Origin of the sequence: Pseudomonas sp. 10S4 (assembly GCF_034344865.1) — a bacterium.
GTDB lineage: Bacteria > Pseudomonadota > Gammaproteobacteria > Pseudomonadales > Pseudomonadaceae > Aquipseudomonas.
Map to the genome: position 1 here is coordinate 4,463,322 of NZ_CP133774.1, position 23,898 is coordinate 4,487,219.

The 23,898-nt window shown below is 54.9% G+C and carries 26 protein-coding genes and 2 pseudogenes; 9 read left to right on the top strand and 19 right to left on the bottom strand.

The features are described from left to right. The first annotated feature begins 69 nt into the window (after nt 1-69). The 7 genes and pseudogenes from RHM58_RS20960 to RHM58_RS20990 all read left to right on the top strand — a co-directional run bounded on the left by RHM58_RS20960 (nt 70) and on the right by RHM58_RS20990 (nt 6,640). A complete protein-coding gene (locus tag RHM58_RS20960; protein ID WP_201256135.1) occupies nt 70-738 on the top strand; it encodes an ABC transporter ATP-binding protein in 669 nt (222 codons plus the stop codon). Between the two features lies 1 nt (nt 739). After that, nucleotides 740-3,211, top strand: a complete 2,472-nt coding sequence (locus RHM58_RS20965; RefSeq protein WP_322270875.1) for an FtsX-like permease family protein — start codon at nt 740-742, stop codon at nt 3,209-3,211. Continuing rightward, complete coding sequence (locus tag RHM58_RS20970; RefSeq protein WP_322268055.1) at nt 3,201-4,253, top strand: lipocalin-like domain-containing protein; 1,053 nt, start codon at nt 3,201-3,203, stop codon at nt 4,251-4,253. The genes RHM58_RS20965 and RHM58_RS20970 overlap by 11 nt, the downstream gene beginning before the upstream one ends. Nucleotides 4,254-4,375: 122 nt before the next feature. Beyond that, complete coding sequence (locus RHM58_RS20975) at nt 4,376-4,618, top strand: hypothetical protein (protein WP_201256137.1); 243 nt, start codon at nt 4,376-4,378, stop codon at nt 4,616-4,618. 24 nt (nt 4,619-4,642) lie between these two features. Then, nucleotides 4,643-4,810, top strand: a complete 168-nt coding sequence (locus RHM58_RS20980; protein WP_201256138.1) for a hypothetical protein — start codon at nt 4,643-4,645, stop codon at nt 4,808-4,810. 86 nt (nt 4,811-4,896) lie between these two features. After that, nucleotides 4,897-5,481, top strand: coding sequence for a hypothetical protein (locus RHM58_RS20985; RefSeq protein ID WP_322268056.1), 585 nt, complete (start codon nt 4,897-4,899; stop codon nt 5,479-5,481). A gap of 331 nt (nt 5,482-5,812) precedes the next feature. After that, a pseudogene (locus RHM58_RS20990) lies at nt 5,813-6,640 on the top strand (VanW family protein). Between the two features lie 67 nt (nt 6,641-6,707). On the opposite strand, the gene RHM58_RS20995 reads toward RHM58_RS20990, so the two are convergent. The 3 genes from RHM58_RS20995 to RHM58_RS21005 form a co-directional block, all read right to left on the bottom strand. Next, nucleotides 6,708-7,163, bottom strand: coding sequence for a hypothetical protein (locus RHM58_RS20995; RefSeq protein WP_322268057.1), 456 nt, complete (start codon nt 7,161-7,163; stop codon nt 6,708-6,710). A gap of 61 nt (nt 7,164-7,224) precedes the next feature. Next, nucleotides 7,225-7,488 carry a hypothetical protein gene (locus tag RHM58_RS21000; RefSeq protein WP_322268058.1) on the bottom strand — a complete coding sequence of 88 codons (264 nt, stop codon included), beginning with the start codon at nt 7,486-7,488 and terminating at the stop codon, nt 7,225-7,227. Nucleotides 7,489-7,587: 99 nt separating this feature from the next. Next, complete coding sequence (locus RHM58_RS21005; protein WP_322268059.1) at nt 7,588-7,923, bottom strand: hypothetical protein; 336 nt, start codon at nt 7,921-7,923, stop codon at nt 7,588-7,590. Between the two features lie 291 nt (nt 7,924-8,214). Between RHM58_RS21005 and RHM58_RS21010 the strand changes: the two genes are divergently transcribed. Further along, nucleotides 8,215-8,643 (top strand): hypothetical protein, encoded by a 429-nt coding sequence (locus RHM58_RS21010; RefSeq protein WP_322268060.1) that lies wholly within the window; start codon nt 8,215-8,217, stop codon nt 8,641-8,643. Between the two features lie 117 nt (nt 8,644-8,760). After that, nucleotides 8,761-9,177 (top strand): hypothetical protein, encoded by a 417-nt coding sequence (locus RHM58_RS21015; RefSeq protein ID WP_322268062.1) that lies wholly within the window; start codon nt 8,761-8,763, stop codon nt 9,175-9,177. 85 nt (nt 9,178-9,262) lie between these two features. Here RHM58_RS21015 and RHM58_RS21020 read toward each other — a convergent pair whose 3' ends face one another. The 16 genes and pseudogenes from RHM58_RS21020 to RHM58_RS21095 all read right to left on the bottom strand — a co-directional run bounded on the left by RHM58_RS21020 (nt 9,263) and on the right by RHM58_RS21095 (nt 23,779). Continuing rightward, nucleotides 9,263-9,628 (bottom strand): hypothetical protein, encoded by a 366-nt coding sequence (locus RHM58_RS21020; RefSeq protein WP_322268063.1) that lies wholly within the window; start codon nt 9,626-9,628, stop codon nt 9,263-9,265. Nucleotides 9,629-9,731: 103 nt separating this feature from the next. Beyond that, nucleotides 9,732-10,958 carry a hypothetical protein gene (locus RHM58_RS21025; protein WP_322268064.1) on the bottom strand — a complete coding sequence of 409 codons (1,227 nt, stop codon included), beginning with the start codon at nt 10,956-10,958 and terminating at the stop codon, nt 9,732-9,734. Further along, nucleotides 10,940-11,371, bottom strand: coding sequence for a hypothetical protein (locus tag RHM58_RS21030; protein WP_322268065.1), 432 nt, complete (start codon nt 11,369-11,371; stop codon nt 10,940-10,942). The genes RHM58_RS21025 and RHM58_RS21030 overlap by 19 nt, the downstream gene beginning before the upstream one ends. Before the next feature lie 487 nt (nt 11,372-11,858). After that, nucleotides 11,859-12,386, bottom strand: a complete 528-nt coding sequence (locus tag RHM58_RS21035) for a hypothetical protein (protein ID WP_322268066.1) — start codon at nt 12,384-12,386, stop codon at nt 11,859-11,861. Nucleotides 12,387-12,496: 110 nt separating this feature from the next. Further along, nucleotides 12,497-13,125: pseudogene (locus tag RHM58_RS21040) on the bottom strand (hypothetical protein). A 122-nt stretch (nt 13,126-13,247) separates the two neighbouring features. Further along, nucleotides 13,248-13,712 (bottom strand): hypothetical protein, encoded by a 465-nt coding sequence (locus RHM58_RS21045; protein WP_322268067.1) that lies wholly within the window; start codon nt 13,710-13,712, stop codon nt 13,248-13,250. A 992-nt stretch (nt 13,713-14,704) separates the two neighbouring features. Continuing rightward, nucleotides 14,705-14,959 carry a hypothetical protein gene (locus RHM58_RS21050; protein ID WP_322268068.1) on the bottom strand — a complete coding sequence of 85 codons (255 nt, stop codon included), beginning with the start codon at nt 14,957-14,959 and terminating at the stop codon, nt 14,705-14,707. Nucleotides 14,960-15,601: 642 nt separating this feature from the next. Then, nucleotides 15,602-16,309, bottom strand: a complete 708-nt coding sequence (locus RHM58_RS21055; RefSeq protein WP_322268069.1) for a hypothetical protein — start codon at nt 16,307-16,309, stop codon at nt 15,602-15,604. 24 nt (nt 16,310-16,333) lie between these two features. Continuing rightward, entirely contained in the window at nt 16,334-16,795 is a 462-nt protein-coding gene (locus RHM58_RS21060) for a hypothetical protein (RefSeq protein ID WP_322268070.1), read from the bottom strand. Further along, nucleotides 16,780-18,357, bottom strand: coding sequence for a toxin VasX (locus RHM58_RS21065; RefSeq protein WP_322268071.1), 1,578 nt, complete (start codon nt 18,355-18,357; stop codon nt 16,780-16,782). Before RHM58_RS21065 ends, RHM58_RS21060 begins: the two co-directional genes overlap by 16 nt. Continuing rightward, nucleotides 18,350-19,006, bottom strand: coding sequence for a DUF4123 domain-containing protein (locus RHM58_RS21070; RefSeq protein ID WP_322268072.1), 657 nt, complete (start codon nt 19,004-19,006; stop codon nt 18,350-18,352). Before RHM58_RS21070 ends, RHM58_RS21065 begins: the two co-directional genes overlap by 8 nt. Before the next feature lie 47 nt (nt 19,007-19,053). After that, nucleotides 19,054-19,236, bottom strand: coding sequence for a DUF4123 domain-containing protein (locus tag RHM58_RS21075; protein ID WP_322268073.1), 183 nt, complete (start codon nt 19,234-19,236; stop codon nt 19,054-19,056). After that, nucleotides 19,233-21,287, bottom strand: a complete 2,055-nt coding sequence (gene tssI, locus RHM58_RS21080; RefSeq protein WP_322268074.1) for a type VI secretion system tip protein TssI/VgrG — start codon at nt 21,285-21,287, stop codon at nt 19,233-19,235. Before tssI ends, RHM58_RS21075 begins: the two co-directional genes overlap by 4 nt. A 132-nt stretch (nt 21,288-21,419) precedes the next feature. Then, nucleotides 21,420-21,935 (bottom strand): Hcp family type VI secretion system effector, encoded by a 516-nt coding sequence (locus RHM58_RS21085; RefSeq protein ID WP_054051032.1) that lies wholly within the window; start codon nt 21,933-21,935, stop codon nt 21,420-21,422. 309 nt (nt 21,936-22,244) lie between these two features. After that, entirely contained in the window at nt 22,245-22,550 is a 306-nt protein-coding gene (locus RHM58_RS21090; RefSeq protein ID WP_322268075.1) for an ArsR/SmtB family transcription factor, read from the bottom strand. A gap of 98 nt (nt 22,551-22,648) precedes the next feature. Continuing rightward, nucleotides 22,649-23,779, bottom strand: coding sequence for an alkene reductase (locus RHM58_RS21095; protein ID WP_322268077.1), 1,131 nt, complete (start codon nt 23,777-23,779; stop codon nt 22,649-22,651). Nucleotides 23,780-23,898: the final 119 nt, after the last annotated feature.

Consider the following 23,898-nt stretch of genomic DNA (forward strand, 5'->3'; position numbering starts at 1 on the left):
CTAACAGGTAGTCTATGGGCGCAAGCGCGTCCGCTATCCTTGCACCACGCTTATCAATCAGGTCTGCCCATGCTGTCTGTTCACGGAGTTTTCAAAAGCTACGCCACCCCGCAAGGTCCGCTGCCAGTGCTGCAAGGTGTCGACCTTGAGTTGAAACCCGGCAGCAGCCTGGCGCTGATGGGCGAGTCCGGCAGTGGCAAAAGCACCTTGCTGCACTTGATCGCCGGGCTGGACAAGGTTGATGGCGGCAGTATCACCAGCGGCGAACATCGACTCGACCAGATGAACGAAGCGCAACTGGCGAACTGGCGGCGCACGGAAATCGGCTTGGTGTTCCAACAGTTCAACCTGATCGGCAGCTTGCGGGTGGAGGACAATCTGGCGTTCCAGGCACGCCTGGCCGGGCGCCACGATCCGCGTTGGCAGGCGCATTTGGTGCAGCGATTGGGCTTGGGCGATTTGCTGCGACGCTATCCGGAGCAGTTGTCCGGTGGGCAACAGCAACGTGTGGCGCTGGGCCGAGCCCTGGCTTCGCAACCGAAGCTGCTGCTGGCCGACGAGCCCACCGGCAGCCTCGATGAAGCCACCAGCGACGAGGTGTTGAAGTTGTTGCTGGAACTGCTCGACGACAGCCCGACGACCTTATTGATGGTCACCCACAGTCCACGGGTTGCCGCGCGATTGGCGCAGAAAGTGGTGTTGCACCATGGTCGTCTGGCTGACGCGGGCGCGCATTGACGTGCGGGTCTTTCGCGAAACCTTACGCGCGCTGCTGAGCCATTGGCGGCAGCACCCGGTGCAGTTTTTCAGTGTGTTGACCGGGTTGTGGCTGGCTACCAGCCTGCTGACTGGGGTGCAGGCGCTGAATAGCCACGCGCGGGAAAGCTACGCTCGGGCCAGCCAATTGATCGGCGGTGAACCCCAAGCCAGCCTGAGTGCGCCCGGTGGCGGGGTGTTCTCCCAGCAACTGTTTGTCGATCTGCGTCTGGCGGGCTGGCCAGTGTCGCCGGTGCTGCAAGGCCGGTTGACGCTCAAGGGCCACGACGATCAGCGCTTGCAACTGATGGGCATCGAACCGGTGTCGTTGCCTGCCGGTTCGGCAGTGGCGGGGCAGGCGTTGGCGATCGGTCGAATCGTCGAGTTTTTCAGTCCGCCAGGCAGTACCTGGATCGCGCCGCCGACCTTGCAGGCCTTGGGTTTGCATGACGGCGACACACCCATTTCCGAGAACGGGCAGACCTTGCCGCCGCTGCGCGCCCAGCCCGACATGGCCCCCGGCGTGCTGCTGGTGGACATTGGTTTTGCCCAGCAGATACTCGGCCTGCCGAATCAGCTGTCACGCTTGCTGTTGCCCAAGGATTTCAGCGCAGTATTGCCGGATCAATTCAAAGGCCAACTGCAGCTCAAAACCAGCGGCGAAGAAAACAACCTCGCTCGCCTCACCGAAAGCTTTCATCTGAACCTGGATGCCTTGGGTTTTCTGTCCTTCGTGGTCGGCTTGTTCATCGTCCACGCGGCGATTGGCCTGGCGCTGGAACAACGCCGGGGTTTGCTTCGAACCCTGCGAGCCTGCGGGGTCAGCGCTCGGATGTTGATTGGCTGCCTCGCCGTCGAACTGGGCGGCCTGGCACTGATTGGCGGGATCGTCGGCGTCGCCAGCGGCTATCTGCTGGCCAGCGTGTTGTTGCCGGACGTCGCTACCAGCCTGCGCGGGTTGTACGGCGCCGAAGTGGCGGGGCAGTTGAACTTGAGTCCTTGGTGGTGGCTGAGTGGTATTGGCCTGAGCCTGCTCGGCGCGTTACTGGCCGGTGCCAACAGCCTGCTACGGGCGGCGCGTTTGCCATTGCTGGCCCTGGCCAATCCGCAGGCCTGGCATCAGACTCACGCGCGGTGGTTGCGACGTCAGGGTTGGGTCGCCGCCATTGCAGCCGTGATCGCGCTGCTGGCGTTGATCTGGGGCGACAGCCTGGCCGCCGGTTTTGTGTTGATGGCGGCGCTGTTGCTCGGCGCTGCGCTGGCGCTGCCGGTGTTGCTCAACACGGTGCTCAATCTGCTGTTGCTGCGCAGTCGTTCGGTGCTCGGCCAATGGTTTATCGCCGATTGCCGTCAACAACTGCCGGCCCTGAGCCTGGCCCTGATGGCGCTGCTGTTGGCGCTGGCGGCGAACATCGGTGCCGGCAGCATGACCGCCGGTTTCCGCCAGACCTTCAGCGACTGGCTCGAACAACGCCTGACTGCCGAGCTCTACCTCAACCCGCAAAACCCGGCCCAGGCCCGCGAGATGCAAACCTGGCTCCAACAGCAACCGCAGGTCACGGCGGTGCTGCCCAGCTGGCAAGTGTCGATCCAGTTGCAAGGCTGGCCAGCGGACCTCTACGGTGTGATCGACCACCCGGCCTATCGCCAACACTGGCCGTTGCTCGAGGCCTTGGGTGACAACCCTTGGGATCGCCTGGCGAAGGACGACGCGTTGATGCTCAGCGAACAACTGGCGCGGCGGCTGAAGGTGCGTTTGGGGGATCACCTGACGATCCCCACGCCCAACGGCTCGTGGTCGCCGCAAGTGGTCGGGATCTACGCCGACTACGGCAACCCCAAGGGCCACGTGCTGGTCAACGCCAATCACTTGCTGCGTGGCTGGCCGCAACTCACGCCCAACCGGTTCAATCTACGCATCGACCCGGCGGCGATCCCGTCGTTCCTCACGGCGCTGCAAACCCGCTTCGCCCTCGACGACAGTCGTATCGTCGATCAGGCCCGGCTCAAGGGCTGGTCCACCCAAGTCTTCGAACGCACCTTCGCCGCCACCGCTGCCCTCAACAGCCTGACCCTTGGCGTGGCCGGTGTGGCGCTGTTTATCAGCCTGCTGACCCAGAGCCAGAGTCGTCTCGGCCAACTCGCACCGCTATGGGCGCTGGGCGTGACGCGCCGGCAACTGATGCTGCTGAACCTCGGGCAGACCTGGTTGCTGGCGTTGCTGACGCTGATTCTGGCGTTGCCCTTGGGTATCGCGCTGGCCTGGTGCCTGGACACAGTGATCAACGTCCAGGCCTTCGGCTGGCGCCTGCCATTGCGGGTGTTCCCGCTGCAACTGTTGCAGTTGATGGGGCTGGCATTGCTCGCCACATTGCTGGCATCGGCGTGGCCGTTGTACAGCTTGTATCGCACCCAACCGGCGGATCTGCTGAGGACGTTTGCTCATGAAGATTAAGGTCGGCGTGTTGATTTTGGCGTTGTTGAGCGGTTGCGATAACTCGGCACCGGTCGAAAAAGGCTTCGCGGGGCTCGGCGGCGAGGCTTCGGCGTTTACACCGGTGGTGCCGGGTCGGGTGTTCAGTTTTCCGGCGGATCATGGGCCGCATGATGGATTTCGCATCGAGTGGTGGTACGTCACCGCCAATCTCAAGGACGATCAAGGGCATGAGTTTGGCGTGCAGTGGACGTTGTTCCGCAGCGCCTTGAAAGCGACGCCAGAGGTGCCGGGTTGGAGCAATCAAACAATCTGGCTCGGGCACGCGGCCGTCACGTCTGCAACGGTTCATCACGCCGCCGAACGCTATGCCCGTGGCGGCGTGGGTCAGGCAGGTGTGAGTGTGGCGCCGTTCAACGCGTGGATCGATGATTGGCGGTTTAGCGGTCCTTTGGCCGATATGCAACTCAGCGCCCGGGACAAGGGTTTCAGCTATCAACTGCGGCTGACGTCGACCCGTCCGCTGGTGCTTCAAGGCGATCAGGGCTTCAGTCAAAAATCCGAACAAGGCCAGGCGTCGTACTACTACAGCCAGCCGTTTTTCCAGGCCAACGGTTCGCTAGAGATTGACGGCAAAACCTACACCGTCAGCGGCCCCGCGTGGCTCGACCGCGAATGGAGCAGCCAACCCCTGACCGCCAACCAGACCGGCTGGGACTGGTTCTCTCTGCACCTGGACAGTGGCGAGAAAGTGATGCTCTACCGCATGCGACAAAAGGACGGCGCGCCGTATCTGACCGGCACCTGGATCGACCCCCAAGGGCAAACGCAGTTGCTGCACGGCGACGACATCAGCCTCACGCCCCAGGAAACCGCCAAGGTCGCTGGCCGGGCGATGCCGGTGCGCTGGTCGATCAAAATCCCCGGCAAACACCTCGACATCACTACCACCGCACTGAACCCGAACGCGTGGATGGATTTGCGGATTCCGTATTGGGAAGGGCCGGTGCGGTTGAGCGGCAGTCATGCGGGGCAGGGGTATCTGGAAATGACTGGGTATTAATGCATCCCGGAGCTGCCGAAGGCTGCGATCTTTTGACCTTAATCTTGTCACTTACCCAACCCACCGGAACTCCAACCGCAACCCACCGCTCTACCGTACGAACGCCCCCGCAGGAGTCCGTCATGAGCGACGACCTCAAACCCCCAGACCTCGCCACCTGGCAACGCCTGTTCGACGACACGGCCTACTGGCAACAATCCCCCGACGCCCATTACACCGAACTGCAGCGGGTGGCCGACGACTTGCTGGGGCAGGGCGCCATCGACCTCGAACAATGGCAAACCCTGAAAGCCAGGGCCGAGCAATCCCACAAGGACTCGCCCGCCATCAACGTCGCGCAGGAAGTCGACGACCCCCAAGCCTGAGGAGCATCCCCTGAGGACCATTCCATGAAACCCATCACCGAAACCGAACACCCCGACGAACCCCGGCCACCCGGCGAAGTTGAGCGCGACAACGACGCCCTGCGTCCCACCGACCCGAAAAAACGAGAGGAAAACAGCCAAGGCACCGACAGCGGCGACTCCACCGCGCAAGAAACTGCAAAGACTCCCTGAACAGCGTCTATGCTCATTGGCACGCACGGAGCGGACCCTTGATCCAGAGCCGTGCGCTGCCGCCAATCACAGGGAATGTAATGCATATGAAGCTCAACGCACTGGCCCAGGCCATCACCCTCGCAACCCTCCTGTCCGCCGCCAGCCTCAGCGCCCTCGCAGCCGATATTCCACTGTCTGCGGCTGTAGAAGCCGATCAAGTCACCACCAAAGTCCTGGCCGTTGACGCCGCCAAACACCAGGTTGTCCTGGAAGGCGCCGAAGGCCGGCAGGTGCATGTACAACTCAGCGACAAAGCCAAAGACCTCGCCAACCTGAAAGTCGGCGACCAGGTGAACGTCGAAGTGACCCACTCGGTGGCTGCCTACCTCGACACCGACGTCGACAAAGGCCTGCCAGGCTCTACCGAACGCACCGGCGACATCCGCGCCACCAAAGACAACCCGAACCCCGGCGGCGAAGCCTTCCGCCAAGTGCAAGTCCAGCTGAAAATCACCCACATCGACGTGAAGAAAAACCAGGTCACCTTCGAAAACCCGGCCGGCCAATCGAAGACCGTCGATGTTTTGAAGCCTGAAGTTCAGGCGAAGTTGAAGGATTTGAAAGTCGGTCAGAGCGTTGTCGTGACCTACACCGATATCCTGAAAGTGACCAGCCAACACGAAAGTTGAGTATTGGCTCTATATGGAGTGATTATTCTTGTACAGTTTCTTGTATAAGAATAATCAGCTTTGCTGGCCGAGTTGGTGGGTTTGATGTATGTAAGTCTGATGTCGATAAATATCTATTAATGTTGTATCCATAAATTTCATGTTTATGTATACGGACATATTCATCGACTTCAATTAAAATGCTTCCCGTTCGCCCAGTGTCAGGGCTCTTTACCGGTGCATGGATTGCCAGGCCATTACACTGGGCGAACACCTTCTTTAAGTGCAAGACGTTAAGATGCGCGGCATTTTCAACTCAAGCATGAAAACCGCCGCCTCCGTTCTGACACGGATGAAACCACTCTCCCTCTACCACCCTGCTCTCTACTGGCTGCGCGTGTGGCAAAAACGACTGTTTCGCCAATTGGCCTGGCGGTTCTCTCGCAAGCAATACGCCGTCTCGCTGAATGCCGCTTCTCGGTTACCACTTCGCTACCTCAAACACACTTCTAAACTGATTCGTAAACTTGGCGACTCCGATATTGCGCTGCAACATAACAAAGTCATTAACCTGAAATTGGCCGTGGCTGCTATCGATGGCGTCGTCATCGTGCCAAGTGAATATTTTTCCTTTTGCTGGTTGGTGGGGCGGCCGACTCGAAAGCGTGGGTATGTTGAAGGCATGGAATTGTCCTTCGGTGAAGAGCGTACGGATGTTGGCGGCGGGATCTGCCAGCTGAGCAATTTGATTCACTGGATGGCGATTCACTAGCCGTTGGTGCTGGTTGAGCGGTCAAACCACAGCTTTGATCCGTTTCCTGATGAGGGGCGAGTACTGCCATTCGGCTCCGGGGCGGCGACTTTTTATAACTATGTGGATTTGGTGCTGCACAACCCGACGGATCTTCATTTTCAGTTGAAGCTGAATGTGGGCAAGCAACAACTGGAAGGGGAGTTGTTGTGTGAACAGGCGAGGGCGTTTCGGTATCACGTTTATCAACGTGGGCATCGGTTTGTACGGGAGGGTGGGAGAGTGTTTCGGGAGTATGAGATTTGGTGGGATGTACGCACGAAAGGGCAGGACAGTCAGGTAGTTAGGAGTGAACGGCTTTATCGGAATCGGGTGGTGGTCAAGTATGTGGTGAATGAGGCGTTAGTTGAAATGCCGGTCGAAATATAAAGAACGTCGATCTTGAAATCGCCCGTTCAGTTCCTGAAGTACAGCTCATCCAGTTGCCGCCTCCGAATCAGCAGGTATTCGTCCCACACCTTGGGAAATCCTCATCTTTAGTGAATGGGAAGGTCAGATAAATGTACTTCCCCGTCACGCTTATATACTGGCGAGCCCGTTTGAAGGCAGGTTGTTCGTAGATCGAGATGCTTTCATCGTAACGGTCGTGGCTGTGATAAATGTCTACCCGGTGTGGAGCAATCATGGCTCTTGCGAAATCCAGCACCCAGCCATTACCCGTACCCGTGGTCAGGTAGCCGTAAACGCCGTCGCTGGATAAACGGATACACGATTGAGACTGAGCACCGTCGTCGTCATTCACGACGATAATTTTGTCTTTAAAATATTCAATGCTTTTTTGGCCCGGACCTCGCAAAACAAGATCCCAGCCTTCGGCCGACATTCGGAATTCGCCCTTGTTTTCGAATTCGGCGATCCAGCCGTTTGGCAGGGTGGTCGTGTGTTTGTTCACATGGAATCCTGATCGTCGAATAGGCAAGGATACCCAGTGTAGATCATCGTTTTTAGATGTTTTATGTGGCTGTACCACGATCTGACCCTGGTTTGAAAATTAGTAACTCATCCGACTCGCGCCTTTTGCCGCGTTCAAAAAATTCCAACGCGGCGGTTGAGTCGGTCAGGTAAAGATCATAGGAAGCTTTATCTATCTGATAGTACTCCTCGTAATCCACCATGAGATTGCTCACGGAGATTGAAACGTAATGCCTGCCTGAGATCTCTTCGATGCCAAGGGTGAAACGTTCGGCTGCATTGACTTGCTTGTTGTTGAATTTCATTTTTTCAAGAGCTCCAGTCAATATTCATGGTTGTCTTCAATGCAAAGGGGGAGTGCATTCGCGCGTCATCGACGGTAAAAACGCCGACCGGATAGAAGCTTATTGTTCGTCAGTCACCCGGTAATGAGCCGGGCGAGCCCAGGCAATCCGTTTGAATCCTCCACTCAGTAGTCCGATGTCTCTCAGGTACAGGAAAACTTCAGCAGGACACCACTCTCGACCGGCGGAAAAGCAGACGTCCAGCTGTCGAAGTTGAGCGAAGATATTTGCTTTGGTGGTGTTGTCCGAACATGACATTTCGTACTCATCGGTCTGAGTAGTGGAGGAAAAACCGAGGTTGATCAAAGCGGTTTCGACGCAGGCATCAAGTACTTTTATGCGGACGTAATCGCCATCTGCCTGGGTCACGTAGGCGTTGACCGAATGATTGTCCATTTTCGTTTTCCTTCTTCTGAGCGAGTTTCTTCCGGACGACGTTCGAGTCTGACGGCTGTCGAGAGGTTTCAATATTGTCGTCACGCAGGGCAGGGGGACTGCCGTAAAACCTGATGCCGAAGGGTGGCAGATTTGTTTTCGAGTGTGAAACATCAAAAATAAATCTGTTCCCCTCTATGGACTGGCGCCTGCGGGTAAACTGCACAGCCTGCCATGCAGCACCTAGTTTTTTGCCAGTGACGAGCCACGTTGAAAAGACACGGCTCGGCAGATTGATACGGATATCTGAAGATGAAAAAACTGACCCGCCGCCAACGTTTTTGGCTCGGTTTGCCTCTACTTTGCGGCGGGCTGTGGGCCGCGTCGCAGTGGTGGGAGAAGGACCTGGCGAAACCCGTCGGCGCCCCTGACATAAGCCCCAACGGTTGCTACCGGGTCCAGGAGTTCCAACCCTTCTGGGTGCTGCCCGCATTCTTGCACCCGATGGTTTTCCCGGACCCGGAGGCCGGAGTCTATTGGTTCCCCCGGTGGGAAATCCCGGCCTTTTTTCGCCTGTACGATCATCGTAATGGCCAGTTGATCGGCGAAAGCGAGATCTACGACCTGGTCAACGCGGGTGGACCCCTGGACTGGGGTTTCCGCTCCCTCCCCAGGGTGTCCGCGGCCATGATCGATATCGGCCCCAATCTGCCGGACTGCATAGGTGATCAACCGGGCTAGGCGCCCAGACGCAGACCACAGATTGCCCCGTTGTCTTAGCTCAACCATGTAACCATCCGCCGCTGCGCACCCGTGTGGGTATCGGCGGCAATGGATTCCCCATTTTTAAGGATCAAGATGAGCTCTTCCCCTGCAAACATCATCGGCATGAAAGTCCACTGCAACGCCTGTGAAAAGGAATTCCCCATCGGCAAGAAACAGCAGGCGCTGTTGCGTGAAGACCAGCCCATCGCGTGCAAAGGCTGCAAGGCCGAACTGGTGATATCGGCCGTAGAAAAACAGCGCTTCCTGGGTTTCGACAACCCGGCCAAACCCATGATGCTGGCCATGATGATCAGCGGCTTGCTATCGGTGTGTGTATTCGGCGGTACCTTTCTCGGTCTCCTGAAGTCCGATGGCCTGGTGCTGGTCGCCGTGGTGGTGCTGATCGGCAGTAACCTGGTGTTGGGGCCGATGATCAGAAGTGCGACCAAATCCCTGATGGTGAATCTTGACCCCAAGGGAGCCCCGGTCGCAGCGCCAGCGGCGCCTTGATATTTGGGCTTGCCAGTCTGCTATGGGGCAGGCTGGCAAGCGGAACGCTGGTCGGCGATCTACCCATCTCGTCGCTTTTTGTGCACTACGATTTGCTGTGTTCTTCTGCCAAAAATAGACTCTGCAAGTCACCCGTCAGTGCTTCGTTGTCTATGCCGTAAGTAAGAAGAAACTCAGCGTTTACGCCATTGATTGTGCTAACTCCATCCATGATTCCCAGAATGTTAGATGTGGTGTCGACCATTGTCTGTCTTATGACTTCAAAGAAAACTTCTCGCTGTTCGGTAGGTAGCGAGTTGAACAGGGTTAAAGCTCGCTTCCAGGATTCATCGGCTGCATCTTTAATGGTCGTGTTGGAGAAAAGCTGTTTGTAAATACCAATATTCTCGTCCACGACAGTCGTTTTAAGTCCAATGACAAAGTCTTTCGGGGTGATTTGGTTGCTGCTCACTTGGAGAAGGCCTCAGGATAAGAGTCTTTGTTCATTGATGGCGGGATAGGGTCGTCTGCCCTCAGATCCCCAATCTCCACTGCTACCGGCGCGTCGTCCAACCCTACCAGGACAACGCTTGCGCAATCTGATTCGCCTCTTTCCTAGTTTGCTCACCGTCCGTAATCGGTGCCCGCAGCAACGATCGTTCCCCCTCGCGATCGACAATCCAGAACGCCATCTTTATGGGTGTTTTCCGCTGGACGCCAGCAACGAAGTCGTCGGATACGGCACCTTTGTCGCCAGGCAGCTTCGTCACGTCGAACTCCCATTTTTGGCCGGTTGCTTGCGACTTTCCTGGTTCGGCCGACTTGGGCGAAAACTTCGTCCTGTGCATATCTGCGGCTTGTAGCCCCAGCTTTTCCGCCATGAAGGAGCGCAGTAATGACTCAAGATTTTCGTCTGATGTCTGAGCCGAACTTACCGTGAGACCAAGTTGCGCCCCTGTTTGCAAATTTTCGTAGTAGAAACGATATTCCGTGTCCGTTCTCAGGCGGTAGTCGCCCACGCGTAAGGGCAGATGAATGCCTTTCCAACTGTTCACCAACGCATTTTCATCCTTCGGTACTACCCAGCCGAGCGTAGCATCGCCTTTCTGCCATTCGATGAGCGTGCGGTTCAGGGCGACGGCCTCTTGAGTTCTGCTCTGGCGGTAGGCGATATCCGCGGCATAATCCAGTGCAGTGCTATAGAGAAGTTGATAGGTAAAGCCACTCTCCCAGACAGGCACAGCTAAACCCAGTGATCGCCGGGCGGCATCCAGGTCGCCGTGTCGGTACTGCGACACGCCGATAAGTGTCTGCACACGTGCAACTTCCTCCGGGAAAAAGGCGTCAGGCAGCGCCTTTTCCGCCAGCTCAGCGGCCTTCGACCAGCCGCCCGGAAGCTCCCAGGTTGAATCCATGTCTTGGGTCTGCTCGGCCATAGTGCGTTGGCGGAACAGCGGTGGTGCGCTTTGCCATTTCAGTGCCGCGAACAACTTGTGCATCTGCTCAACGGCTTGGGCCTCGTCTCGCGATTTGAACATCACATCAATGTCCATACGCCAGTCGCCGCGTAGCGCCGTCCAACGAATATTGGTGCATTGTTCGCCGTCACATTCTTCTTGCCTGCCCAGTTTTACGGCTGCCAGCCCGTCGAAGGGCAGATCGGGCATGGCCGATGCAAACGCCGTTGCTTCACGCTGCTCCTGATAGGGTTTGAGCCATTCCTGGCGTTGCGATACCGTGTACTTGCGTTGCGTTTCGTCATAAGACAGCGAAATCTCGGCGCTCAGGCGGCTGCCCGCCAAATCCTGCGTATAGAGGAGGCGGGTGCTGGAATCGCGTTTTTTGCGGGCTCAAACTTTGTCAGTTTCCACTTCCCCAACAGGAGTGGCATCGAGAAGTCAGCCAGTTCGTAACGCAAGCGCGGCTCGTCCGGCGATAAACTCCAAAGACCGGGCTCGGGGCTGGTGATCGTGAAGAGTTTTTCCTGCAGGCGTGCGACCTCTGCTCGTTCCTCCGCCATTATGCTTGCCTCGATGGCTAGGCCCAGCATGTTCGTGATGCGGGGATCGCGCCTGCTCGTCGACCCAGCAGAAGCTGCCTGTTGCTCCCAGTAAGCAATCTGCTCTTCCGCGGCTTTCCGGGCCTCGTCGTATCTCCCTTGCTGATGCAGTAGGTTGACGAGCAAGACGCCCGCCTCGAGATCCGTGAAATCCATGGCGCCGCCCTTGCGGCCCGGGCTGCGACCGTGGCCTCTGCCAATGATGATGTCTCGCTGCTCAGGCGTTGTGCCTCGTGCATCAACTGCGTAGCACTGAGTGGCCGAGCTTTTGCCTGATCCGCCTGCACCGCCGAGGCGGCGGTACAGGTCAACAGCAGGATCGCGGCAAAGAAGGCGCAGTGTTGGCGTTGTATCGAATTCTTCATTGTTGTCTCTCTGGCACATGTCCAAAGGGCGGACCCCACAGACATGTAAAAACGCGCAGCTCGGCGCGAAGGCGCCTCGCAATCTAAATGAACCCAACTCTCAGGGCGACGAGCCCCGCACTCACAGGGGCCGCTTGATCACCCATTTTTTTATCGCGGGATCAATAGGCTTGTCCGCTTCAACCTCCGCCGGAGTTTGATTGAACGCCATGCCATTGCCACAGAACGCAGTGAACACATCCCCGTTGAAACTGTAGAGCTCGACACTCGTGACGGTCTCACAGGCATCGCTTGCCACTACTTTTCGCGCGAGTTTGACCCGAGAGGACTGGTAGGTGTCGTACCAGTCCTTGAAATAGGCTTTGGATCGGGCCGCCGACGCACCGGGATTCAGAATATTGCTGGCAACCCTGGCATCGAGGGGCTCGCGGCGAGATTCGAATAAGGTTGGATATCCTGGAGGCTGACGGGATAGACACGCGCATACCCTTTTTTATGTCGAGTTTAACCACCTGCAACTGGGCTTCTTCTGGATAGACCTTATAGACAACATCCAAAACTCCCAGGGATGGAAAGGGTATTTCTTTGCCCGCGTAGATGAACTTCTCGTCAACTTTCAGATTGAAGCGCCGGATTATCGAGTCAATTCGATCGAGCCGCTGCTGTTCCTCCACGCCACTTTCCGCGATGGCGACAGGCTTCAGGTTTTTTAGTTGTTCGGGTACTGGGGATACATGGGCCAGGATATCTGCGTGTGCGCTAAAGGCGGCCGCTGCCATGACCAAGGGAATAATGGGTTTCAACATGCGTCCTGCTCCTTGTAAAAAATCTTCCGATTCGTGCTTTGTGTGTTCTGAGGCAAAGAGGGAGGCCTTGGGCAGTCAGTCTAAAGAAAATAAATTTGTCTGCTATACGCTCAACCGCGATGAACTTCATCAAAGTCATCGGCCTTCGGTGTCGCCTGGATGCCTTTAGCTTCTTGAGCGTAGTAGTAAGCTTCGATGCTCAGAGACGGATCAATGCGAGCCTTGATGATGCAGGGTTGTTTTTGCCAAGGGTATTGCTGCAACTGTTGGGTCAGTTGCTTGAGACCTGTTGTCAGCCAGCCCTTTTCCGACTGGTCGCGCCAGCGTCGTGGGTTACGGCCCGTTTTGGCGTCGAAGGCGGCGGTTACCGGGTCGAGGTGACGACTTTGCTCAAGCACTGGTAGGTCCGGCAGCGGTTGTGTGACGTCCATGTAGCGTTGCAGGCAATCCCAGAAGGCAGCGCATTCGGCTGGTCGAGGCCCAGGGCGTGGACTTTGGTGGCCAGACAAATCTTATTGTCGGTGTAGCGGTGATGAAGCCACAGGGCATAGTCATGGGAGCCATAACCGCTGGGCAGCAGTTGCAGTACCGGGTCAAACTCTTCAAAAGGTGCAACGAAGAGTCGACGGAAACGCCGCTTGAAGCGAAGCATGCCGTCTATGCGGTTGAACTCGCTGCCGTCATAGATGCTGATTTTGCTGTGGAGCCAGAGCAGAGCACCTGATCCGATGGTCGCGATGAAGTACAGGAAAGCACCGGCCCATAACGCAATCTGCAAACGGCTGTTGCCCAAGAGAGACCCCTTAAGCCAAAGCACAATGGTGGCACTGGCAATAAATCCACTAACCTGTAGGTAGTGGACTATTTTTTTCCTGTCATATATAGCGTTAGAGAAGTTAGCATTAAAGCAACAGCGAGAAGCGCAATTAGAAGTGCGAGGCCACTTTCAGGTGCTCCATGGCCAAGCTCCGGCTTGATTGATCCGAAGATCCAAACGGTCCACGGTACCCATATAAACGAAATACACACTACCTTAAGTACGAATAGTAGATGTGGGATCTTACTTGAGTTTTGAAAGCACCAACGCCTAGCATCGCAATATACCTCTTCCCTTTGTCCTTGCTCCTGCTGTCGCTGGTAAATCGTCTGCTCTTCACCTTGAACCTGGGTGGTGACCTCCATCGCCGGTTCCAAGTTGGCATAATTACCAAAAGCAAGGTGGGTATCAAATGCCCCTGAGCGATTCGAATCTTCCGGCCACTTTGGAGGAGGCAAGGGCTCATGACTGTTGCTGCGGTAGGCACCGACAGCGTAAGGAGTATCCATTTTTGTGGTCATACTAAGAGCTCAGGGGGGCGATTTACAACAGGATGGGGCGGTATCCGGTTGCATCAGTAGCGACTAAATGTTCGGATTTCCCAAGGTTGAGTGACTGTTCGTCATTGTTTCTTCGAAGCATAAAATTTTCCTAACTCCGCAATCGCAAGAGTTAACGCATCATTGCGGTTGGTTTTCTTCACTACTAGTTGAGAGGTACTCAAACCGTCAGTTTTGGTTTTGCCTTTTTGTCGAGCTTTAGCTGATATAGCCAAAAGGGGCAGATAGCTTGTAGGTACTGGTTTGGGGGTAAGTAAACTACCTCAATGTCAGGGTCTTTTTCGTAGTCTCCAGCAAGCGGCAATCGTGCGTATTTGGTTTTTAGCATTAGGCGCTTCTATTTGATGTTGGGCCTTTTAAAAGTTAGTTAGGCTTAGTTTGCTTTTAATTAGTAGGGGCTGTCGGTTAGATGATAGTGTGTTGAGGGTGTGCCCCGTATTATCAATAGGTTTGGATGAAATCGTTGTATTCACCACTTCCATTCGGCTTCTGTAAATATTGCATCCTGTGGAAGTAAGGTGTGAAGTGTACTTAGGTACTGATCAAATATTTCTTTAGGCAGTCGTGCCTCGAAACCAACCATTTTACTGGTTTGGTGCGCTACGATAATTTTTCTTTTTCTATCGACTGTTACAAATTTGTATTTTTTCCAGTTGGAAGTTGTTTCGATCTGCGGGGTGTTATCCCAGCTTAGAAAGAATTCTTGCCGCTACTACCGCCATGCCGGCGGGCCCAGCAATCATCAAGATTAAAGATTTTTCAAATATCGCTAGTCCAACTATAAAGATTAAAAATGCTACAGAGATAGTTTTGAATGTTGTGCCGGCGATTTTTGGAAAGTGGAGTTTTGACTCTTGTGTGCCAAAATGATTCCGTAATCGTATAGTGATAAATTTTCTTCTGGCGGACTACCAGTGCCCATAAATAGATAGACATTAATGTCAAGTGACGGTGCCGAAGCGAAGGCTGAGGAATACAGACTGATCTGCTTCTTGTAAATTTAGGATGTAGTTTTCATAGAGGCCATTGGCGATTGCTATGTAGGCTAGCGGTGTCATTATTGCCATGCCGATATCCATATGGAAGGTGTTTTTAGGTAACGCCTTTATTGTCCATTCCATAAGTTTTCTTTGATTGATCGTATTTGTTGCTTCTTTTGATATTTTATGGGCGGTAAGATGGCTGTCGGTGTTCATCGTATATTTGGTATCCGTCATTCATGGATAGGAAGCACGGCTGCATTTTCACGGCCTCCAAGTTGCTGTACGACTAAGGTACTGCTGTCCAACGCGCTAATGCGCGTATCTTTTTGATCTTGTGTACCTTCTGCCGAAAGTTCTAGTTGATAACGATAACCTCTGTCGTCCCCTCACCGCTGGCGAGAATTTCAGTAGGATACCAGATTTGCAGTTCGATATTTTGAGCATCTTTGGTGAGAGGAACCTAAGTTTGCCATACAAGTGATTCGCCTTCGGTAGGTAAAGAAGGAATCGAGCTAAGGCGTATGTTAGGTGTTGGGTGTGTGTCCAGTGTTTTTCCAAATAATCCAGCTTTGACGACCTCTCCGTTATTCAAGAAAGGTGGCTGAAGTTGATCATCTAATTTTGCTATTGGTAGCATGTAAAATGGTCTGTGGCTCGCAACTAGATTGGTTCTGGTTGTTGAACCTCTTAACTCTGCTGGGAAGTGTATTCGGATCCATGCGCCATCTTGGATATTGTCTTCAATTCGTCCAAGGCGTGGGCTGTATCGACATATTTTAGTGAATGTCGGTTTTACAAATAGAGATGGGCTCATTTGTATTTCCAGTAGAGATCTATTTTCTTCGATTTGATTGTTTATTTTTTCGCTGGGTATTCTACCCCACGTGGATTTATGTAGCCAGCTTTCCAATGGCATCTCGCTTGAAGTAATTTAATGTAATAGATGCCAGTAGGTGATGCAACCCCTGCTATTAACGCAGCTGCGGAAAACCACGGGTTCATAGCCAGCGCTATCAATTCGGCGCTTCCCACTAAACCGGAAATACCTGCTACTAATTGAAATAATCCGATAATTGCCATAGATGCAACTGCTACCTGCTTTACTACAAGAGCCCCTCGTTCATCACTATTTGTCGTCCCTTTCAGATCGTCTTGAATGTCCCAGTATTCAAAACCTGTCGCTAACAATGAAAATGCACCCAAACCAATAAGGCGCCCACTAAACCCTTTGATTATTTTCCCCCAGCTTTTTCTTGGCGAATCTACGCTTTCCCAGTAAGAAGCGGCATTATCTGTTATTTTTATCGTCTTACTGTCAATGATGATTTTCAACCCTTTCATTGAAGCCCATTTAGCCTCAATGACTACCGCCATTATAGCGTTAACAGTATACCCAGCACTAGGAATGACTTTTGCTTGGTCTTTTCTATTAAAATCGCCATCTTTGGTTATGTTGTTATAAGTTACCGCTGTATTAAATAAATTGATAATTGCCACGCCCCAAGTAATGGCGGCTGCGTCAATACCATATTTTTCACTCCAGGCTTGGCGCGCTGCTGCCATTGGCTTGCTGCGAGACCACCTTTTTTAGGAGTTGGTTATTTCGTCCCTAAGGATTTGTGCATACTTGTTGGCTTGATAATCCAGCGAACTCGGCAGTTCTTGAATAACAAGCTGAACATCATTTTGAAGTTTTAGTATCGTACGGCCTATCGAGCGTCGGTCATAGCCAGCTTGTGGGAGGTACCAAGCCTTGAGATTTCGTTCTAGGTTTGTTTTCGCGAGAAGATAACGACGCTTCCATTCTATAAATTGTTGATTTCCAGATTTGTCAAACTCCAGTCGACCCTTATGGTCTGTTAGAAGATGTCCGACCCATACATTTCTAAGGAGTGCAGGCAAGTTCTGTTGTTTGCTTCGAGCAAGTCTGCTGTCAATAGGTAAAAGTGCCAAGAGGGTTTGTTCGAAAACAGCTTTTCCTGCACTTTTTGCTAGACCTTTCATAGCCTCTAATGTGAGTCGGGCCGGTTCGGTCAAAGCTTTACCCAAGGTTTATCTGCAATGGCGTCGTGAGTAATAAAACCGTTAAGTTCGCCGAGCCGACTAACGAGCGCTGTTGTATCGCTGGTATTTTGGATTAGATCATTGGCTTTTTTTGTGAGAATGAACTGAATTTCTAGTGAGAATCCGAATCGACTAAGTCCAAGTAGTGTGCTTGCTTTAAGATCCTGCTCGGTCAGCCACTTGGACGTAAGGTGGTCTTGTCCAAGTGATTTTAGAATTTCTGCGGTGATGGCCTGGAGATAAAGTAAAGAGGTGGGATTTGTAGTATCGATAAACAAGCGAAGAGGCTCGGCGCCAATATGCTGCGCTAGATCAGTGAGGTCTTTTTGGGTTTCTTTTACATTTTTTAGTAAAATCTCACCCTTGCTTTTATTAGTTGAAACGTAACCTCGTGCGCCTTCAAGATCAACTTGTCTACGCCATTTTGCTCGGGATTCCCACGCATCTCTAAGAGCTGATGAGGGAGTGCCGCCGTATTTGTTTTTGAGTTCCGCTGCCATTTTTTCTGACGGTAAGTTTGGTGCCATGATAATACTGTCAGTGCCATTGGCTACCTGCTCTTCGACTTTCAGTTGCTCAAAATAGGCCTCGACCTCACTCGCATATTGCCTTGTTTTCGACTCATTGTTTGCCACGGACGCCGGAAGTAAATTTTTATCGTTACCCGTTCCGCAGAGGCTTTCCACGATTTCTGCAATGCTAATCTTATGTAGATGTTCATCCTGCCATTCAATATAGGCAGCTTGATCAGCCATCAGTTGTAGATTGAGTTCTTGCAGCATTGCCAAAGAGTCATCAAGTGCGATGAGTAATGCACTGGTTGGATCAGGCACACCTCCAGACCATACAACATCAGCAGCCAATGGCGTGATGTCGTCCTTGCTGCAAAACTTACTCTCTGGCGGATGTGCTGAATCCGCAAAGCGCTTATCTTTTGTTACAGCACCCTTGTCGATATCTGCGACAGCTTCAGCCAGTTGTGCAAGCGGCAGCACGTTTGGGCTTTTCATCGTCAAGCAGTATTCTTTGAGGTCAAGCGTCTGCATCCACGCCTTGCGGTTTCCGCCGTTGGATCGCATGTACTCACAAATGCGCCATGTCCATTGCAAGGTTGAATAAGCAATGCGGATTGTATTTTTCCGAGGGTAAAGCAGATGTGTCTTGGCTGAGCCCGAGCCAGCGCGCACGTCCTTGCCTGTTAGAGCGCCGTCCCATTTGATACGGGTCAGCATCGCCGTGTCGACGTTGTATTCATATTCGTGAAGGGTTTTTTCCGTTTCATCGAACACGTACACATAGCCACTGCGAAGCTGACGCAACGTATAACTCCGCGTTTTCAACGCAGGCAACGCCGTCCACTTGCCAGTTTTCAGCAGCGGTTTGAGTTTTTTCGGATTTTCATCGTAGCGAGAGCGATCCAGTGCGTAGCGCATCGGGATGATTGCGACATCTGGGCCGTTGAGGGAGCATCCGCCGGTGGCATTGGCTGGGGTCGTCGGGAAGCAGGCGTTGCGCTGTTGTTGGGGGGTTCCGCTCTTGTCAGCCATTTGCAGTGTCCTTTGCTTCCAGCGCTAGCTGGCGGTAATCATCCAATGCTTCGATGCGTAATTCGGGGGCCAGGCTTCCATTTTCAGGGGCCTGGCTCAGCCAGTCCTGATAAGGGCTGTCGGGGCGTGTGGCGAAGTCTCGACCCCAATCAACACATGTTTCCACCCATGTTACCAGTCCTCTCTCGCTGACCAGTCCCCAGGCGCTGCCGCTGTCCAGGACGTGCTCCAACCAGCGCTCGGTTTGATCGCTGTTGAGCAGTGAAAAGGTTTGCGGGTCGCGGGTGTTCAGCCAAGCGTACAGTCGCTCTTTGAACTGCCATCGGTAAGCAAGTTCAAGGGCGCTGATTTGATTTTCGCCGAGCAAGGCGAAATTCTTGTCGCGAACGTCTGTTGAGTGAGGGCGTGAAAACTGAGTAATCGGTGCGTCGCCGGTGGACTGCCAAGTGTGTATTGGTGTCTTGACCCAAAGAGTTTCTATGGGGGCCAGGACCTGGCAAAGCTGCTCTGGCCCGTAACTCGTTAACCAGTAATGCGTGACCAGCGGATCTGCAAACCTTAGTAGGCCTGCGTTGCCATTAAGGTCGGGCGGACAGATGAAGTGGCGCAGGTGTTCAGCCACGGTGCTGAGTGAGGCGCGACTGAACAAGGGACAGGAGTCGGATTGGACCAGTTGGTTTTGCTGCCACTCGCTGACTAGGGGGAGGAGCTTGGTAGCTTGACCAATATCGGCCCCAAATCATGCAACTCTTTCCACCGCGTCCCAATGTACAGCGGCTCAATTTCCAGCGGTTCACCACGCTGGTACAGATGGGCAATTGCATCAGGTCGCAATACACCGTCAATCAACAAGAAATTGGCTTGGGAAACATTGCTCACTTGGCGTTTTCCTTAGCGGCTAGCTCCTTGGCCGCGCGCTCACAGATTTCACAGCGTGGCGTTCCGCGCATCAACGCCTGCCGCTGCGCCGGTACCAACAACTGCCCAGCCTTATCCGTATCCGCCTGCTTCAACGGCCCCGGCAACAAAGGTGCTGCGCCTGTGCCATTCCCCGGACTACCCCCGGAGTTCATATTGATCACCGGCCCGCTCAAGGTCACGCCCCCGGCATCGATCTTGATAAAGCTGCCGCCGCCCTTGAGGGTCAGTTCACTACCGGCTTCCAGTACCACTTTCAGGCCGCTGCTCAGGTGAATTTCCTGACCCGCTTCAATGAATTGCCCGGTGCCCACCTTGATGTGTTGGTTAACGCCCACGGTAAGGTGGTCGTTGGCACGGGTTTCGACTTTGCGGTCGGCGTAGACGGTGTGGTGTTCTTCGGCTTTGAATTCGCTGTAGCTGTTTTGCTCGACGGTGTCGTGGCGTTCGTTGCCGACCCGAATCTTCTGGTCGTGCTCGACGTTTTCGTCCCAGTCGCGCTGGGCGTGCAGGAAGATTTGTTCCTGGCCCTTTTTGTCTTCGATGCGCAGTTCGTTGTAGCCGCCGCCACCCTTGGAGCTCAGGGTTTTGAAAGTGCTGCGGGTTTTGTTCGCCGGCAGGTCGTAGGGGACGACGTTTTCCTTGTGGTACAGGCAGCCGCTGATCAGCGGTTGGTCGGGGTCGCCTTCAAGGAAGCTGACCAGCACTTCCATGCCAATGCGCGGGATGGCGATGCCGCCGTAGTGGGCACCGGCCCAGGCGGAGGAGACGCGCAGCCAGCAGCTGGTCTTGTCGTCGGCCTGGCCTTCGCGGTCCCAGTGGAACTGCACTTTGACGCGGCCGTATTGGTCGCAGTGGATCTCTTCACCTTTGGGGCCGGTGACTACGGCGCTTTGGCTGCCGAGGATCCGTGGTTTGGGGTGGTTCAGTGGCGGCCGATTCGGCACGTCCCACGGGGTGGCCTGGAAACGGTTGCGATAGCCTTGATGGAAGTCGTCTTTCAACGCGGTGGTGTTGCTGGTCACCGACTCTTCCAGCACTTGCGGCTGTTTGCCTTCGTGGAGAATTTCGGTGAGCAGCCACAGGTCGTTCCATTTGGCTTTCGGGTGTTCGGTCAGGGCCAGGAAGTGGCCGCTGACCAGGATCGGCTGATCGCTTCGGCCTTCGGCCAACTGGAAGTCGCTGCGGTGACGTTCGAGGGCACGTTTGGCCAAGTGTTTGCCGCGCTCGCGGTCGATGAAACGACCGGGATAGTCGTAGTCTTCGAGGTCAGGCAGGGCGTCGCCACGGTTTTCCGCTTCGAGGGTCAGGCGCGGTTTTTCGAAGTCGTAGTCGCGGCGGGTGGTGCGGCTGGTGCGGGTTTCCAGGCGCAGGTCGAAGCGCTTGATCACCGGGTTAGTCGCGACCATGCCGGAGTCTTGCTGGTAGGCCACTGGCGCGAGTTTCGGGAACACCGTCTGGTCATCGCCGAACACCAGTTTGTGGGCCGTGGCGCTGTGCTGGAAGTGGTAGTGAATACCTTCTTCCTCGCACAGGCGCTGGATGAACTGCAGGTCCGATTCATCGTATTGAACGCAGTAGATGCGCTCGGGATAAATCGCCCCGACTTTGAATTCGTAGGCGTTGCTTTGAATGCCGTGCTCTTCGAGGACCATGCCGACGATTTTCGGTACGGTGAGGTTCTGGAAGATGCGTTGGTTGATGCGGTGCGCCAGGTAGGACAGTTGCGGACGCAGGGTCACCGCGTAGCGGGTCAGGCGTTTGCCGGAATCACCCTGGGCGGCGCGATAGATCTGGCCATGAATGCCGCTGCCGTCAGGCGAGAGCTGCAAAAAGGCCGGTTTGTGCAGCAGCGTTTCGAGGTCCAGGGACGGCTGTTCACTGACCAGATCCACCTCAAACACAAAAGGCTGGCTGATGGCTTCCCGACCTTGCAGGGCAAGAACCTGGAGATCGTTATCCAGACCTTCGATAGTCAGGGCAAAGTGAGTCTGATTGGCCGGCGCGAACATCCCTTGTTCCTTGTGCAGTGCTTACTGCGTTCGTCGACACCCGAAAACCAGGTCAACGGACGCGAAATTCTGGGGGAGCGTAAACAACATCGACCAGCAGAGCTGGCCGATGCGTGAAGCGGTCAGCCGCGATTAAGCGACTGGCTGACGCCAGTCATCGGAACCCGAAGTACCGGATACTTCGTGGGTCCAGGTGATTTTGCGGTAGGTGAATTGCACTTCTTCCAGGTGCGTGAAGTGGGAGTTCGACGGATCCTGGCAGTTGTGCATTTTGTTGTTGATGGCGACGATGATCGCGTCTTCCAGTTTGGTGGTGTAGTAGTGCTCTTGGGTCCCTTGGGCCGAAGTGCGGTACCACTGGATAACGATTTCGCTCATGCGCTCGCCGGAGGTCAGAGCCGCTTGCAGCAGTGGCGAAGCCTTGTCGTAGACCTTGGTGATCACAACTGGCTTGTGAACGCGCTGACCGGTTGGTTGGCCGGATTGCGGGTCACGCGGGATGATCACGTCGTGGCTGAAAGCCTGAACCATGACTTGGTCTTCGTGACCTTCCTGGTAGGTGTTGCCAACCGAGTCGGCGGTGAAGGCGCCGGCAGTGATCAGACCTTGTTTTTCGCCAGTAACGGACATGTACGCTGGTGTAGCCATGGATGTGCTCCTTGCTAAAAATTTAGGGTGCCCGGGAGGCGAAATCGCCCGGTGGGTGCCTGACTGTTATCAAGGTTCGTGCCAGAAATGTTGAGGGCCAAGTAAACCGGGGGATGGCCGAGGTTTTTCAATTGCTTGAGTGATTTTCAAGGGAAAACACCCCACAAAGTGCGCAAGAAGTTGCGCAGTACTGCGCAACTTCTTGCGCACTCGGCTGGAGGCCACGGCGGGCTTGGCGCTTAGCGATATTGGAGGGGGTTTCGAAAAAAAGTGCGCAACTTCTTGCGCATCAAGGCCATGCGCCATCATTCAGAGGCTGGCGCCGATCTGCTCGACGAATTGAGTGATGGTGGTTTCGTTGCGCCGGTAATAGGTCCACGGCCCGATCCGCTGCGAGGTCACCAGGTTGGCTCGTTGCAGCGCGGTGAGGTACAGCGACACTGTGGACTGCGACAGGCCGACCTTTTCCTGAATGATGCTGACGCACACGCCGATTTCTTCCGGGTCGCGTTCCTGGGTCGGGAAGTGCACGCGCGGGTCCTTCAGCCACAGCATGATTTGCAGGCGTGTGGGGTTGGAAAGGGCTTTGATGATGTCGTTCAGATCAAGGGTCATGGTCGAGCCTGGGAGCCTGTTTGCTGCGTCGAAATAAGCCGAAACCCTGAGGCCGGCAGATCGGCACCTTGAGTCGAAGGCCCGATCTGCCGCGCAGTTTACAGGCTCGGCTGGTAGCGCGGGTAATCGCTGTAACCGGCGGCGGTTCCACCGTAGAGGCTGGAGGCATCCAGTTCATTGAGCGGCCATTGATTCAGCAGGCGCGCCGGCAGGTCCGGGTTGGCGATAAACCAGCGACCGAAACCGATCAGGTCGCCCCAATCAGCGTTCAATACTTTGTCGGCGCGTTCGCCCGAATACTTGCCGGCGTACATCAGCAACCCGCTGAATGCCTCGCGTACGGCTTGGCGAAAGGTGATCGGCAGTTCGGGGGCATTGTCCCAGTCGGCTTCGGCCAAGGACACGTAGGCAATACCGATCTGTTCCATCAGTCTGACGGCTTCCAGGTAAGTTTCGTGCGGGTTCTCTTCTACCAATCCGAGGTAGACCCGCGCTTCATCGGTGCTGGCGAACAGCGGCGCAAACCGTACGCCGACCCGATCCTTGCCAACCACCGTGGCCACGGCTTCAGTGATCTCATACAGAAAACGCAGGCGATTGCTCAGCGAGCCGCCGTATTCGTCGGTGCGCTGGTTGCTGTGGGCGGAGATGAACTGATTGACCAGATAACCATTGGCGCAGTGCAACTCGACGCCGTCGAAACCGGCTTCCATGGCATTGCGCGCCGCTTGGGCGTAAAGCTCAACGAGTTCTTTGACCTGTTCGGTGCTCAAGGCCTGGGGCATGGACGGTTCGGCCAGCGCGCCAGTGCCGGGGCCGGTTTCGATAAACACGCTGACCGCCGTTGCAGGGACGGCCGAAGGTGCGATCGGCGCCGCGCCACCCGGTTGCAGGGAAGTGTGAGAAACCCGGCCAACATGCCACAACTGGGCGAAAATCGGCTTGCCTTCAAGGTGCACCGCTGCGGTGACTTGTTTCCAGCCGTCGATCTGTTCCTGGCTATGAATCCCCGGCGTCCAGGCGTAGCCCTGGCCGCGGGGTTCGATCTGGATGCCTTCGGTGATGAGCAAGCCGGCGTTGCTGCGCTGACGGTAGTACTCAGCCATCAGGGCGTTGGGAATGTTGCCGGGTTGAGTGCTGCGCGAGCGGGTCAGCGGCGGCAGTACCAGGCGGTTTTGCAGGGTGAACGGGCCGAGGCGGATGGGCGTGAAGAGGGTGGAACCGGTCATCGGTAAGTCCTGTAAAGCGGAATGAGTGCGTTCGTGCGCCGTCAGCCGTGGCTGAGCAGGGTGCGCTGTGAACGCCTTTATAGGAGTATCACGATATTGCGATATATCAATATCTAAAT

Coding starts and splice junctions, on each gene's coding strand:
- RHM58_RS20960 (WP_201256135.1), top strand. CDS start 70: ATGCTGTCTGTTCACGGAGTTTTCAAAAGCTACGCCACCCCGCAAGGT.
- RHM58_RS21015 (WP_322268062.1), top strand. CDS start 8,761: ATGAGCTCTTCCCCTGCAAACATCATCGGCATGAAAGTCCACTGCAAC.
- RHM58_RS21050 (WP_322268068.1), bottom strand. CDS start 14,959: ATGAACACCGACAGCCATCTTACCGCCCATAAAATATCAAAAGAAGCA.
- RHM58_RS21005 (WP_322268059.1), bottom strand. CDS start 7,923: ATGGACAATCATTCGGTCAACGCCTACGTGACCCAGGCAGATGGCGAT.
- RHM58_RS21055 (WP_322268069.1), bottom strand. CDS start 16,309: ATGGCAGCAGCGCGCCAAGCCTGGAGTGAAAAATATGGTATTGACGCA.
- RHM58_RS21030 (WP_322268065.1), bottom strand. CDS start 11,371: ATGGATTTCACGGATCTCGAGGCGGGCGTCTTGCTCGTCAACCTACTG.
- RHM58_RS20980 (WP_201256138.1), top strand. CDS start 4,643: ATGAAACCCATCACCGAAACCGAACACCCCGACGAACCCCGGCCACCC.
- RHM58_RS20970 (WP_322268055.1), top strand. CDS start 3,201: ATGAAGATTAAGGTCGGCGTGTTGATTTTGGCGTTGTTGAGCGGTTGC.
- RHM58_RS21085 (WP_054051032.1), bottom strand. CDS start 21,935: ATGGCTACACCAGCGTACATGTCCGTTACTGGCGAAAAACAAGGTCTG.
- tssI (WP_322268074.1), bottom strand. CDS start 21,287: ATGTTCGCGCCGGCCAATCAGACTCACTTTGCCCTGACTATCGAAGGT.
- RHM58_RS21035 (WP_322268066.1), bottom strand. CDS start 12,386: ATGTTGAAACCCATTATTCCCTTGGTCATGGCAGCGGCCGCCTTTAGC.
- RHM58_RS21090 (WP_322268075.1), bottom strand. CDS start 22,550: ATGACCCTTGATCTGAACGACATCATCAAAGCCCTTTCCAACCCCACA.
- RHM58_RS21045 (WP_322268067.1), bottom strand. CDS start 13,712: ATGGATACTCCTTACGCTGTCGGTGCCTACCGCAGCAACAGTCATGAG.
- RHM58_RS21010 (WP_322268060.1), top strand. CDS start 8,215: ATGAAAAAACTGACCCGCCGCCAACGTTTTTGGCTCGGTTTGCCTCTA.
- RHM58_RS21065 (WP_322268071.1), bottom strand. CDS start 18,357: ATGGCTGACAAGAGCGGAACCCCCCAACAACAGCGCAACGCCTGCTTC.
- RHM58_RS21000 (WP_322268058.1), bottom strand. CDS start 7,488: ATGAAATTCAACAACAAGCAAGTCAATGCAGCCGAACGTTTCACCCTT.
- RHM58_RS20985 (WP_322268056.1), top strand. CDS start 4,897: ATGAAGCTCAACGCACTGGCCCAGGCCATCACCCTCGCAACCCTCCTG.
- RHM58_RS21095 (WP_322268077.1), bottom strand. CDS start 23,779: ATGACCGGTTCCACCCTCTTCACGCCCATCCGCCTCGGCCCGTTCACC.
- RHM58_RS20975 (WP_201256137.1), top strand. CDS start 4,376: ATGAGCGACGACCTCAAACCCCCAGACCTCGCCACCTGGCAACGCCTG.